Raw genomic sequence first — 12,713 nt, forward strand, 5'->3', positions numbered from 1 at the left:
CACTCAAATCCGACATGCGACTATAGAAATTCTACACCCAATCCCAAAGGCCGCATGCTTCAGGATGCTGCATAAAGCAGGGGATAGAGGGGTTTCAATCGCAAGAACGGCTTTTTTGCAGCACGGCTGACAGTTCCTCTACCACACTCGGCGGCAGCTTGCGAATATCCCGTGCCAGCCGGTTGGCGAAAGCCGTATATTGCGGCGGCAGGCCGATGGTGTCGATCACCACTTTCGGGTCGGATGAGCCGGCCAGAAAGAACAATTCCTCCGCCTCATCCCAGATGATGTTGAAATATCCGGCGATGCGCTGGAGGAGATCGAAACTCGGCTTGCCGCGCTTGCCATGCTCCAGCGCCGAAAGATAGGCCGGCGATACGCCGATTGCGGCGGCCATTTCCTTCTGCGTCACGCCCTTGCGCTCGCGAAGCTGCCGCACGGCCTCCGCAAAGGGCGTCATGATTTTTCACCCCGCCGACGCGCCAACCGCACATAAAGCGCACCGTCGCCGCCATGATTGGCGGATGCATCCTCATAGGATGAAATCAGGTGGCGATATTCCGGCTTGGAAAACCACATGGGCACCGCCCTTTTCAATGCGCCGTCGCTGCCGATGGAGCGGCCCTTGCCCGTTATGACGAGCACATGTCTCAGACCTCGTTCATGCGCGCGCAACAGAAAATCAAGCAGCACCGCATGGGCTTCGCTCTGGAACATGCCGTGCAGATCGATCCGCCCTTCCAGCGGCAGCCGGCCACGGGTGAGCTTGCGTTTGACCGGTTTTTCCATCGGCTGATGAATCTTCGGCTTCTTGTCCGGAGCGGGTGGCAACGGCTCGGCCGGCTCCAAAAGCATGCGCGGAAAAGCGCCTTTACCGGTCTGCGGAACATCGGGTTCCACCGGCGGTTCCTCTATGTCGTCAAAAGCCAGCAGGTCTTCCAGTCTGCCGGAGATCGGCCGCGTGGTTTTTGCGACCTTTCCCCACAGAACGCGCTCTTCCTTGCCGAGCTTGCGACTGCTCTTCATCGCCGATACCTCTGCGCAGCCACCTGCGGTATCAGTATATAGAAATCGGCCTCATTGCGCACCGTACCGGCCAGCTCTCCCGCTTCGAAACCGGAGCCGGTGAAAATATCGCCACGCGCCGGGCCAACGATGGCCGAGCCGGTATCGAGCGCCAGCATCAGCCGCGCAAAAGGTTTTCCGTCATCGAGATGGGTGAGCGACGGCGCATGGATGAAGAAGGGAAGCCCGAACGTATGGACGAGCCTGTCCACCGCAAGCGCTCGCCCCGCGACCAACGGAACCTTCGCAGCCGCGATCGGACCCATATCCTGATCGGCGACATCCGCCTCCCGGAAAAAAATATAGGACCTGTTATGCCATAGCACCCCATCCACCTCATCCGGATGGTCAGCGAGCCATTTGCGGATCGTCTGCATCGACACGGTTTTCGGATCGAGTTCCCCGCGATCGAGAAGCAGACGGCCAATCGGCGAAAAAGCATGCCCGGCCTTGGCCGCATAGGTGATGCGCTTTACCGCGCCATCGGGAAACACCAGACGCGCCGCACCCTGCACATGAACGAAAAACAGGTCGACCTTCGATCTTGCCCAGGCAATCTCAAGGTCCCTGCCCTTCAGATACCCTTCATCGATCTCCCGGCGGTCGGGAAAATAGGAAATACCGTTTTCATCCTCCCTGCCGAAAGCATAGGACGTGTCGAAACCGGCAGGCCGATTGGCGTCGTCGATATCCACCAACTCCGGCGGCCGGCGATAAATCGGATAACGCCAGATGTCGTCAGGCTCGGACGACACTTCCAGTTCGGGTTCGTAAAAGGCGGTCACGAAACCGCTTTTTCCCTCAGCCGGAGAAATCCTGAAAGGCACGCAATTGGTTTCAAAAAACCGGCGCGCCTGTTCCGGGCTGCTTGTTTGGTTTTTCTCTGCGCTTTCCAGAAGCGAGACCAGTTCCGCCGCCGTGACCCCGAGCGCGCCCGTCCTGTAGGGTTTTGCATTCCGAAGATGCGACAGGATTGTCGCCATCGCCGGAAAAAGCTTGCCGGGATCGTCTTGCCGCCATCCGGGCAGGTCGCTGAAAGAAACTTCTTCGATCAAAAAGGGCGCGGTCATTGCTCGGATTCGGTAGCGATCAGCTTCCAGTTCGGATCGCGCGAGCGGATATCGCGCGAGAAGGTCCAGATGTCGTCCACCTCCGCAACCGCATCCGGATCGCCATCCACCAGCTTGCCATCCTTGTCATAGGTCGCCGAAATCAACTGGCTGACGATCCTCAGCGTGATCTGCACTTCGGAATCGCGCACACTGGCCTGGGTGATATCTGCTTTCTCGATACCCACGAAGGTGGACTTCACCACCTCACCACGACCTTCCCTCTCGGAAATGGCCGCCTCGAAACCATCGAAAACCTCCTTCGACAGAAGGTTCTTGAGCGTCTTGCGGTCGCCATCTGCAAAGCCCATGACAATCATTTCATAGGCCATGCGGGCGCCGTTCAGGAATTCCTTCGGCCCGAAGGACGGGTCCCTGGTCATCACCTCACGCAGCGACACATTGAGCGGCGTATCGACAGGCGCAAGCGCATCTGCCTCGGCAAAACGGTTTTCGTCGTCACCCTCGCTGCGCCTCGGCAGGGTCACAACCTTGTTATCGTCTGCAACGGGACCCTTTGCCACATCTCGCGGGCTATAGGGGTCGAATGGCGGCTTCTCATTGCCTGTGCGGCGACCGAGGACACTGCGCAGCTGAAAGAAGATCAGCACCGCTGCAACGAGAAAAAACAATGTGATAAAGTCGCTGAAGCCCATCTTTTACCAAAACCGCCATTTAAATTCGAAAACCACACCATCATATAGTCTGCATCTTATCATCATTCAAATGTGCAGATTCAATCATCGGTGTCCCGGGAACCGGCAATCTGCCAGAGATGCACACGCAAGGCTAGAAGATGCGTTTTTCCTTTCTCCCCATCGTCATCCTGATGATGCCCATTCTCGAAATTGCCGGTTTCATTATCGTCGGCAAGGCAATCGGTTTGTGGCTGACATTGGCGCTTGTCCTGTTCACCTCGTTTCTGGGGTTGCTCATCCTGCGGCTGGGCGGCATCGGCATGGTGAGAAACCTTCAGGATGCGGGCCGCACCGGCGCGCAGCCGGCGGATGAGCTGGTGAATGGCGCCATGCGCGTCGTTGCCGGGATCCTGCTCTTCATTCCCGGTTTCATTACCGACATTCTCGGCCTTCTGCTTCTGTCACCCACCGTGCGGCGCTTTTTCTGGAAAGCCTTCGGGCCGCGCGTCGTCGTTGCGGGTTCCTTTCGGCAATCCGGTCCTCAACCCGGTGATTTTTCCGGCTTTCGGAATGATCCGGGACATGCGCGCAATTCGAAGGTAGTGGATCTCGACGAGGAGGAGTTTCATCGCGAAGAGCCAAAGGGTTCCCCATGGTCGCGCAAACCGGACGATCGCGATCTGCCCAAACCCTGATCCCGGGCGGAATGGATCGCGATGACCCGATCACGAAGGGTTGTAAGCCCCCGGTCGAAATGATAGACCGCCTTCCACGAATTCACGCCGTGAGGAAATGTAATGACCGCTGAAAATGGTGCACAGGGCGCAGTAAGTCCTTCCCTCAACATTCTTGCCCAGTACATCAAGGATCTTTCCTTCGAAAATCCGGGTGCTCCTCGCTCGCTTCAGGCCCGTGACAATGCGCCGTCGATCAACATCAATGTCAACGTCAATGCAAACCCGATCTCGGGTTCGGATTTCGATGTTGTCCTGACGCTGAACGCGGAAGCCAAGGATGGCGACAAGGTGCTGTTCGCGGCCGAGCTGGTTTATGGCGGCGTGTTCCGCATCGCCGGCTTCCCGCAGGAACATATGCTGCCGGTGTTGTTCATCGAATGCCCGCGCCTGCTGTTCCCCTTCGCGCGCCAGATCATTGCGGACGTTACCCGCAATGGCGGTTTCCCGCCGCTGATGATCGATCCGATCGATTTCGCGCAGATGTTCGCCCAGCGCGTTGCCGAGGAACAGGCAAAGGCCAAGGTTCAGGCCGTACCGAACTAAGTGACGCGGCTCTGCGCTGCAGAATTCAGACAAAACAAAACCCGGGTTCATGCCCGGGTTTTTCTTTGACGGCATTCACCGTTTCCGGTGCCTGGACAGGCATCAATTCTGGTAACGGTTCCAGATCGCCTTGTCGCCCATGCCGAGAACGAGTTTGCCATGGGCCGCGACCGTTTCCGCATCCAGCCTCGAGGGCAAAGCCCGCGGCCTTTGCAGCGGCTCAAGCGGCACGTCTTCCTCGACGATGATGGTTTCCTGCTTGGCGGCGGAACCGAAACCGAGCGCCGTCTGGCGCCCACCGATCATTTCAATATAAACTTCGGCGAGCAGTTCGGAGTCGAGAAGAGCGCCGTGCTTGGTACGGTGGGAATTGTCGATGCCGTAACGACGGCAAAGCGCGTCCAGCGAATTCGGTCCCATGGGGTGCTTGCGACGGGCGAGCGAAAGCGTATCCGTCACGAGATCGGCGGCGACCGGTTCAATGCCGAGACGGGCGAATTCCGCATTGATGAAGCCCATGTCGAATGTGGCATTGTGCGCCACCCAGCGCGCGCCCTCGAAGAAGTCGCGAATCTGGTCGACGACCTCGGCGAATTTGGGTTTATCCTTCAGAAACTCGTCGGTAATCCCGTGAACGGCAAGTGCGTCGGGGTGAACCTTGCGATCTTCCGGGCTGATGTAGAGATGCAGCGTGCGGCCGGTGGGAAAGTGATTGATCAGCTCGATGCCGCCGATTTCAATCACGCGGTCCAGCTTCGATTCGAGGCCCGTGGTTTCCGTATCGAAAATGATCTCACGCATTCATTTCTCCGCGGCGCGACTCAGCGGCCAGTTTCTGCAAAATCTCTCTTACCTGATCCCGTGCCGCTTCGACACCATTTCCGGAATCGACGATAAAATCGGCACGCCGGCGCTTTTCCGCATCGGGCATCTGGCGGGCGAGGATCATTTCGAATTTCTCTTCCGTCATTCCCGGTCGGGACAGAACCCGCTCGCGCTGAATCTCCGGCGCGCAACTGACAACAACGACTTTATCGACGCGGCTTTCCGCCCCGGTTTCGAACAGCAGCGGAATATCGAGGAGGGCGAATTGCCGATCCTCTTTCCTCGCCTGCGCCAGAAAAGCCTCTTGCCTTCCGCGCACCAGCGGATGCACGATCTCTTCCAGTCTACTGAAATTAGCCGGATTCTGCCGCAAGACCTCACCGAGTTTCTGCCTGTCCACCGCACCGGAAACGGTAACGCCCGGAAAGGCCGCTTCGATCAGCGGAACGGCTTCCGCCCGGTAAAGCCCGTGCACGACCTCATCCGAATCGAGAACCGGAACCCCCTCTCCGGCAAACAACTTCGCCGTTGTCGTTTTTCCCATTCCAATCGAGCCGGTGAGACCGATGACGATCATCAATGTTTCTCCATGTCCTCGATGATGAGAGAACGCAGGGTCTCATCGACCTCCGGCGTTTTGCCGAACCATCGTTTGAAACCGGGTTTTGCCTGATGAAGCAGCATGCCGAGCCCGTCGACGGTTGCGACGCCCTGCTCTTCCGCCATTTTCAGGATCGGGGTTTTCAAGGGCACATAGACGATATCGGTTACGACGGCCTGATCTGCCAGCGGCGAAAAATCAATATGTGGCGCTTCCGCTCCATCCATGCCGAGCGACGTCGTATTCACAAAAAGCCCGGCACCCTGCAGGACCTCATGAAGTGCTGCCTGGGGATGGGAAAAAACCCGCGGCCCAAAACGGTCGGCCAGTTCGCGCGCCCGTTCGACGGTACGGTTGAGGACGTGGATTTCGGCAATGCCGCGATCACGCAGCGATTGAATCACCGCCCGACTTGCGCCGCCGGCACCCAGAACCACTGCCCGCTCTGTCCTGTCCCAGCCCGGATGCCGCTCATCGAGATTGGAGACGAAACCATAACCATCCGTATTGGTGGCGTGAAGCTCGCCCTCCTCCATCCATACAGTATTGGCGGCGCCAAGTTCTTCCGCCAGAGCATCTGGTCTGTCTGCCAGCCGGTAAGCCGCTTCCTTATGGGGAATGGTGACATTGCCGCCGACGGCCGTGCCTGGCCTACCCTGCTTCAGCGTTGCAATGAAATTCGCGAAGTCGTCCGGAGAGATTTCCACCGCCTTATAGGAACCGGCAATGCCGAATTTCCTCAGCCAATAGGAATGGATAATAGGCGATCGCGAATGCTTGATCGGATAGCCGACAACGAAGGCGTTTATGGTTAATGTTTCACGTGAATCAGCCATCGATGACATCCATGTCGCGTAGTTTCGATAAAAGCGGCAGAAGCGGCAGGCCGAGAATCGTGAAATAATCGCCCTCGATCGAGGTGAATAGCTGGATTCCCTCTCCTTCGAGCTGATATGCGCCGACGCTGCTCAAGGCCTTTTCTCCCACCCGTTGCAGGTGGCGGGAGACAAATTCGGCGCTCAAAGTCCGAACGGTCAGCTCGGCGCTGGAAACGATCTGCCACACTACCTCACCATGTCGGACGAGAACTGCGGCACTGTTCAGGCGATGGACCTTGCCGGACAATGACAGCAGATGCCCTTCGGCCTCCGCCATGGTTTTCGGCTTGTGATAAACACGGGTGCCGAGCGCCATGGTCTGGTCGCAGCCGAGAACCAGTGCTTTCGGATAAAGCGCGCTGACTGCAAGAGCCTTGGCCCTGGCGAGTTCCAGTGCAACCTCTTCCGGACCGGCGCCGTCTCGTTCCAGCTGCTCATCGAGCGCACGTTCGTCAATATCCGCCGGGATGGCCGAAAATGTCAGCCCAGCATTGCGCATCAGCATCTGGCGGGATGCGCTGGACGAGGCGAGGATCAATTCTTGTTGCATCGACTGTCTGCTCCGAATGGTGCGATTCGGATTATCGTGTCCTCGAACGAAGGGCAAGGATCGCCGCCGCCGTTTCCTCGATGGAACGGCGCGTGACATCGATCAGCGGCCAATTGTTGCGGGCGCAGAGCGCTCGCGCATATTTCAGCTCTTCCATGATGGTGGCGCGGTCCGTGTAGCGGCCACTGTCAAATCCGCCCGTCGCGCCGAGTTCCCGGTTTTCACGCACCTGCGATATCCGGTCCGATGTTGCGACCAGCCCGACGATCAGCGGTCGCGTGGCCGCATAGAGGCTGTCGGGCAAAGGCACATTGGGAACGACCGGTATATTGGCGGTCTTTATTCCCCTGTTGGCGAGATAGATGCTGGTCGGTGTTTTTGAGGTGCGGCTGATGCCGATGATGACGATATCGGCCTCGTCATAAGTTTCGGGCATTTGCCCGTCATCATGATCCATGGCGAAATTGAGCGCCTCGATCCGGGCGAAATAATCCGCATTCAAGGCATGTTGCGCACCCACCCGCCGTCTGGACGGCGCACCTAAATAGGTCTGGAAGATGCCGATGATGGGTTCAAGGACATTTACGCAGGGCACCCCGATCGCATGGCACCGCAGATCCAGAAACTCGGCCAGCTGCTGGTCGACGATCGTATAGAGAACAATGCCCGGTTCCTTGTCGATGAGGTCAACGACCTGTGCGAGCTGTTTCTGGTTTCGAATCATCGGATAGACATGTTCCACCGGCATGGAAGCGTGGAACTGTGCCGAAACGGCCCGACCGGCCGACATCAGAGTCTCTCCCGTTGAGTCCGAAATCAGGTGCAGATGGAAGAAGCTTTTTTTGTTCTCCACGCTGTTTTTCTCCCGCTGTTGATAAACCGGGACAAATCTCCGAATTGTCCTGCGGGTCGAACCGCGACGTGAATAAGGTGGTGTTTTTCCACAATCCGCAAGTGGCTTCAATCGTCTCCGACGTGCTTGTGAATTGTTGGAAGAATGTGAAACTGTTCAAAATTTTCCCCAGATTATCCACAGTCTTTGTGTTTTTCTGGTTCGTCATAAATGACTGAAATTATTTATAAAATTTCTATTCTCCCGATTATTCCAAAGCAAGCGGATCGATAACATCCGCAGGCGCGCTTGAAACTTTGCGGCTGCGGCATTTCGACTGGAATGATTTTAATCCTTGCTACCCACAGACTCTAAGAAATAGAAAATCTTTTAAATCTCTTTGATTTTATTTTTTAGAAGCTGGGTGCCATGAGCGAACGTAAGGTTATGACGGTGTTGAACGGGCAGACGGTCACACCGCCGCCCATATGGCTGATGCGACAGGCCGGGCGTTATCTTCCCGAGTACAGGGAAACGCGAAAGAGCGCCGGTAGTTTCCTCGATCTCTGTTATAACCCCGAACTGGCGACGGAAGTGACCCTTCAGCCCATTCGCCGGTTCGGGCTCGACGCCGCCATTCTCTTTTCAGATATTCTGGTGATACCGGATGCGCTTCATCGCAACGTGTCTTTCAGCGAAGGAAAAGGTCCGGCCATGGACCCGATCGATGTCAGCGGTATCGAGAAGCTGGATGCCGCAAATGTCATGGCGCATCTTTCTCCCGTTTTCGAAACCGTTTCCCGTCTGCGCACCTCTTTGCCCGATGAAACGACGCTTCTCGGTTTCTGCGGCGCGCCGTGGACGGTTGCGACCTATATGATCGCGGGACACGGAACGCCGGATCAGGCCCCGGCGCGGCTGTTCGGTTATCAGGAGCCGGCCGCCATGGAAAAGCTGCTGGCTTTCCTCGCCGACGTTTCCGCCGATTATCTGGTCGCACAGATCGATACAGGCGCGGATGCTGTTCAAATCTTCGATTCCTGGGCCGGCGTGCTCGGTGAGAAGGAATTTGAGGATTATGCGATAAAACCCGTTGCCCGCATTATCGCATCGGTGCGCGCCCGTCGGCCTTCGGCAAAAATCATCGCCTTCGCCAAGGGGGCTGGTTATCTTCTCAAGGATTATCGTCGCAAGACGGGCGCCGACGCCATCGGGCTCGACTGGTCGGTGCCGCTGAGCTTTGCCAGGGACTTGCAGAAGGAAGGGCCGGTGCAGGGCAATCTCGACCCCATGCTGATGGTGGCAGGCGGCAAGGCGTTACAGGATGGTATAGATGCTGTGCTGCAGGCTCTTGCACAGGGTCCGCTGATATTCAATCTCGGTCATGGCATCACCCCGCAGGCTGACCCGGAAAACGTCACACTGCTTGTTGAGAGGGTGCGTGCCGGCGGAGTCGGGGCATGAGCGGCGAAAAACAGACCTCCGCCCGTTCCGGAAACCGGGCGGCTTTGCGCGCCGGCATCGCGCTCGGTGTCTTTGCTGCTTTCGTTGCCCTGTTATTTTATGCCGATCCGGCCGATCTCTATCTCTGGATCAAGGCGCTGCATATCATCGCCGTCATTTCCTGGATGGCGGCGATTTTCTACCTGCCACGGCTCTTCATCTACCACACCGACGCACCCGCCGGTTCGCAGCAGTCTGAAACCTTCAAGGTGATGGAGCAGCGGCTGATCAAGGTGATCATGAACCCGGCGATGATGATATCCTGGATATTGGGACTTTATCTCGCCTGGTCGGTTTATGGTTTTTCCGGCGGCTGGCTGCATGCCAAGATCGCGCTGGTGGTGCTTCTGACTGCGGCCCATGTTTATTTCACGCGCAGTGCAAAACGTTTCGCGCGGGATGAAAATACGCGGCCTGCCCGTCACTGGCGGTTGATGAACGAGGTTCCGACGGTGCTGATGATCCTCATCGTCATACTTGTGGTTGTGAAACCCTTCGGTTAAGACGGTGCGACGATAAATTTCGCGGAATTCGTGCTTTCCTCTTGCAGCGGCCGTGTTCAATCGCTATTTTCGGGCCACTCATCTTCGTGGCATGTGAATTATTCAGTCATCTGCGGTATCTCCCACAGCATCTGATTCGCGAACACGCCCTCCCCCGACATTACATTATCAAACGGTCTTCTCTTCATGGCTGAAATGAAGCTTCAGGAACTTAAGAGCAAATCGCCTACCGACTTGCTGACTTTTGCCGAATCCCTGGAAGTTGAAAATGCGAGCACCATGCGCAAGCAGGAACTCATGTTCGCAATCCTCAAGGTTCTCGCGAGCCAGGACATCGAAATCATCGGCGAGGGCGTCGTTGAAGTCCTGCAGGACGGTTTCGGGTTCCTGCGATCCGCAAATGCGAACTATCTGCCCGGTCCGGACGATATCTATATCTCGCCGTCGCAGATCCGCCGCTTCTCGCTGAAAACCGGCGATACAGTCGAAGGCCCGATCCGCGGCCCCAAGGAAGGCGAACGTTATTTCGCGCTTCTCAAGGTCAATACGATCAATTTCGACGATCCGGAAAAGATCCGCCACAAGGTTCACTTCGACAATCTGACGCCGCTTTATCCGAATGAGCGCTTCAAGATGGAACTGGATGTTCCGACCTCGAAGGATCTGTCGTCGCGTGTGATCGATCTCGTCGCGCCGCTCGGCAAGGGTCAGCGCGGATTGATCGTGGCACCGCCGCGTACCGGTAAGACGGTTCTGCTTCAGAACATCGCCCATTCCATCACGGCAAACCATCCGGAATGCTACCTGATCGTTCTCCTGATCGATGAGCGTCCGGAAGAAGTGACCGACATGCAGCGTTCCGTGAAGGGCGAGGTTGTGTCCTCCACCTTCGATGAACCGGCCGTTCGTCACGTGCAGGTCGCCGAGATGGTGATCGAAAAGGCGAAGCGCCTGGTCGAACATGGTCGTGACGTCGTCATCCTGCTCGATTCCATCACGCGCCTCGGCCGTGCCTACAACACGGTTGTTCCCTCCTCCGGCAAGGTTCTGACGGGTGGTGTGGATGCCAATGCCCTGCAGCGTCCGAAGCGTTTCTTCGGTGCTGCTCGTAATATCGAAGAAGGCGGTTCACTCACTATTATCGCGACCGCGCTGATCGATACCGGCAGCCGTATGGATGAAGTCATCTTCGAAGAATTCAAGGGTACCGGTAACTCGGAAATTGTGCTCGACCGCAAGGTTGCCGACAAGCGCATCTTCCCGGCACTGGATATTCTGAAATCCGGTACGCGTAAGGAAGACCTGCTGGTGCCGCGTCAGGATCTGCAGAAGATTTTCGTTCTTCGCCGTATTCTCGCGCCGATGGGTACGATGGACGCCATCGAATTCCTGATCGACAAGTTGAAGCAGACCAAGAACAATTCGGATTTCTTCGAATCGATGAATACCTGATCCGAACTTTAGCCGGATTCATCATAAGAGCTTTAAAGCCGTATCCGTTTATTCGGATGCGGCTTGACTGTTTTAGACCGAGGTGAATGATGCCAGCTTCCGCCGATACGATCTATGCGCTTTCCAGCGGTGCCCTGCCGGCGGGTGTGGCTGTTCTCAGGATCAGCGGTTCGAGGGCTTTCTATGCCTTGGAGATGTTGACGGGCCGGGAACTTCCTTCACCGCGAAAGGCTACGCTTTTCTCGATTCGGAATCGAAACGATGAGATCATCGACCAGGCGCTGGTAATCGCCTTTCCAGCTCCAAACTCTTTCACGGGTGAGCATTGTGTTGAAATTCATAGCCATGGCAGTCGCGCAGTCCTGGCTTCGATTTTTGCCGAGCTTGAAAATCTCGAAGGACTTCGGCCTGCCGATGCCGGTGAATTCTCCCGTAGAGCCTTCGAAAATGGCAAGATGGATCTCCTTGAGGTCGAAGGCCTCGCCGATCTGTTGCAGGCTGAAACGGAAATGCAGCGGCGGCTGGCAGTAGAACAGAGCACTGGCAAATTGTCGGCACTCTATGATGGCTGGGCCAGTCGCCTGACGCGCGCTCGCGCTCTCATCGAAGCGGAGCTGGATTTTGCCGACGAGGAGGATGTTCCGGATTCCGTGGCGGCTCAGGTTTGGGAAGCCATGGCGCTTCTCAAAAAGGAAATCGGCGATCATCTCCAGGGTTGCGAAAGCGGAGAAATCATTCGCGACGGGTTTAAGGTCGCGCTTGTCGGTGAACCGAATGCGGGCAAATCCACTCTTTTGAACGCCCTTAGCGGCCGCGATGTTGCTATCGTCACCGATATTGCCGGCACCACGAGGGATGTCTTGAGCGTTGACATCAATCTGGAAGGATATCTGGTCCGGGTATTCGATACGGCAGGAATACGGGAAACACAGGATGTCGTGGAGCTTGAAGGTGTGAGGCGCGCGGTTCTGACGGCGGAAACAGCAGATCTCATTCTCCTGCTGCAGGATAAAGATTCGCCTCCGAAACAATCTCTCGAATCGTTCAAGAACCAGAGCTATTTGCGGGTTAGAACGAAAACAGCGCTTCATTCCCCCATCTTGGATGATGGATTTGATTTGTCTATCTCAGCCAAGGAAGGAATAGGCTTGAACGAACTGCGTTCGATGCTGAAGCAGGAGATAGAAAAACGCGTCGGCGCCGGCCAGACTTTGGTTCCCGCGCGCGCTAGGCATAAAAAACGACTTGAAGAGACGCTGAACTATGTTAGTGATGCGCTCGATTCCGGGACCCTGGACCTTGCGATAAGGTCGGAATATTTAAGACTCGCGGCGACATCGCTCGGACGGATCACCGGCCGCGTTGATGTGGAAGATTTGCTGGGCGTGATCTTCTCGGAATTCTGCATAGGAAAATGATTCACGTGAAACATCGACGGCCGAGGTGGTGATGTCGATGTTGACAGAACAGGGCGCAA

The 12,713-nt window shown here is 56.6% G+C and carries 15 protein-coding genes; 6 read left to right on the plus strand and 9 right to left on the minus strand.

What is annotated here, in order from left to right; genetic code table 11:
* Positions 1-94: 94 nt before the first annotated feature.
* From L901_RS19650 to L901_RS19665, 4 genes are read right to left on the minus strand one after another with little or no spacing between them, the layout of a single operon-like run.
* Positions 95-460, minus strand: coding sequence for a helix-turn-helix domain-containing protein (locus L901_RS19650; protein ID WP_003521160.1), 366 nt, complete (start codon positions 458-460; stop codon positions 95-97).
* Positions 457-1,026, minus strand: a complete 570-nt coding sequence (locus L901_RS19655) for a Smr/MutS family protein (RefSeq protein ID WP_059759695.1) — start codon at positions 1,024-1,026, stop codon at positions 457-459. The genes L901_RS19650 and L901_RS19655 overlap by 4 nt, the downstream gene beginning before the upstream one ends.
* Entirely contained in the window at positions 1,023-2,135 is a 1,113-nt protein-coding gene (locus tag L901_RS19660; RefSeq protein ID WP_059759697.1) for a murein transglycosylase A, read from the minus strand. The genes L901_RS19655 and L901_RS19660 overlap by 4 nt, the downstream gene beginning before the upstream one ends.
* Positions 2,132-2,830, minus strand: coding sequence for a Tim44/TimA family putative adaptor protein (locus L901_RS19665; RefSeq protein WP_059759698.1), 699 nt, complete (start codon positions 2,828-2,830; stop codon positions 2,132-2,134). Before L901_RS19665 ends, L901_RS19660 begins: the two co-directional genes overlap by 4 nt.
* A 140-nt stretch (positions 2,831-2,970) precedes the next feature.
* On the opposite strand from L901_RS19665, the gene L901_RS19670 reads away from it, so the two are divergent.
* Together L901_RS19670 and secB are read left to right on the plus strand one after the other, a co-directional pair.
* Positions 2,971-3,507: an FxsA family protein gene (locus L901_RS19670; RefSeq protein WP_059759700.1), complete on the plus strand. Its 537-nt coding sequence runs from the start codon at positions 2,971-2,973 to the stop codon at positions 3,505-3,507.
* Positions 3,508-3,609: 102 nt separating this feature from the next.
* Positions 3,610-4,092, plus strand: coding sequence for a protein-export chaperone SecB (secB, locus tag L901_RS19675; protein ID WP_003521154.1), 483 nt, complete (start codon positions 3,610-3,612; stop codon positions 4,090-4,092).
* A gap of 102 nt (positions 4,093-4,194) precedes the next feature.
* Here the strand turns inward: secB and dnaQ are convergent, their stop codons facing one another.
* From dnaQ to L901_RS19700, 5 genes are read right to left on the minus strand one after another with little or no spacing between them, the layout of a single operon-like run.
* A complete protein-coding gene (gene dnaQ, locus L901_RS19680; protein WP_003521153.1) occupies positions 4,195-4,893 on the minus strand; it encodes a DNA polymerase III subunit epsilon in 699 nt (232 codons plus the stop codon).
* Positions 4,886-5,494 (minus strand): dephospho-CoA kinase, encoded by a 609-nt coding sequence (gene coaE, locus L901_RS19685; RefSeq protein ID WP_059759701.1) that lies wholly within the window; start codon positions 5,492-5,494, stop codon positions 4,886-4,888. Before coaE ends, dnaQ begins: the two co-directional genes overlap by 8 nt.
* Positions 5,494-6,354, minus strand: coding sequence for a shikimate dehydrogenase (locus L901_RS19690; protein ID WP_059759703.1), 861 nt, complete (start codon positions 6,352-6,354; stop codon positions 5,494-5,496). Before L901_RS19690 ends, coaE begins: the two co-directional genes overlap by 1 nt.
* Positions 6,347-6,946, minus strand: a complete 600-nt coding sequence (locus L901_RS19695) for a Maf-like protein (protein WP_059759705.1) — start codon at positions 6,944-6,946, stop codon at positions 6,347-6,349. Before L901_RS19695 ends, L901_RS19690 begins: the two co-directional genes overlap by 8 nt.
* 31 nt (positions 6,947-6,977) lie before the next feature.
* Entirely contained in the window at positions 6,978-7,799 is an 822-nt protein-coding gene (locus L901_RS19700; RefSeq protein WP_003521149.1) for a pyruvate, water dikinase regulatory protein, read from the minus strand.
* 408 nt (positions 7,800-8,207) lie between these two features.
* Here L901_RS19700 and hemE point away from each other — a divergent pair, with 408 nt between their 5' ends.
* From hemE to mnmE, 4 genes are all read left to right on the plus strand, one after another.
* Positions 8,208-9,242, plus strand: coding sequence for a uroporphyrinogen decarboxylase (gene hemE, locus L901_RS19705; protein WP_059759707.1), 1,035 nt, complete (start codon positions 8,208-8,210; stop codon positions 9,240-9,242).
* Positions 9,239-9,784, plus strand: coding sequence for a protoporphyrinogen oxidase HemJ (hemJ, locus tag L901_RS19710; RefSeq protein WP_059759708.1), 546 nt, complete (start codon positions 9,239-9,241; stop codon positions 9,782-9,784). Before hemE ends, hemJ begins: the two co-directional genes overlap by 4 nt.
* A gap of 186 nt (positions 9,785-9,970) precedes the next feature.
* A complete protein-coding gene (rho, locus tag L901_RS19715) occupies positions 9,971-11,236 on the plus strand; it encodes a transcription termination factor Rho (protein ID WP_004444236.1) in 1,266 nt (421 codons plus the stop codon).
* Between the two features lie 86 nt (positions 11,237-11,322).
* A complete protein-coding gene (mnmE, locus tag L901_RS19720) occupies positions 11,323-12,654 on the plus strand; it encodes a tRNA uridine-5-carboxymethylaminomethyl(34) synthesis GTPase MnmE (RefSeq protein WP_059759710.1) in 1,332 nt (443 codons plus the stop codon).
* Positions 12,655-12,713: the final 59 nt, after the last annotated feature.

Origin of the sequence: Agrobacterium sp. D14 (assembly GCF_001526505.1) — a bacterium.
Classification (GTDB): domain Bacteria; phylum Pseudomonadota; class Alphaproteobacteria; order Rhizobiales; family Rhizobiaceae; genus Agrobacterium; species Agrobacterium leguminum.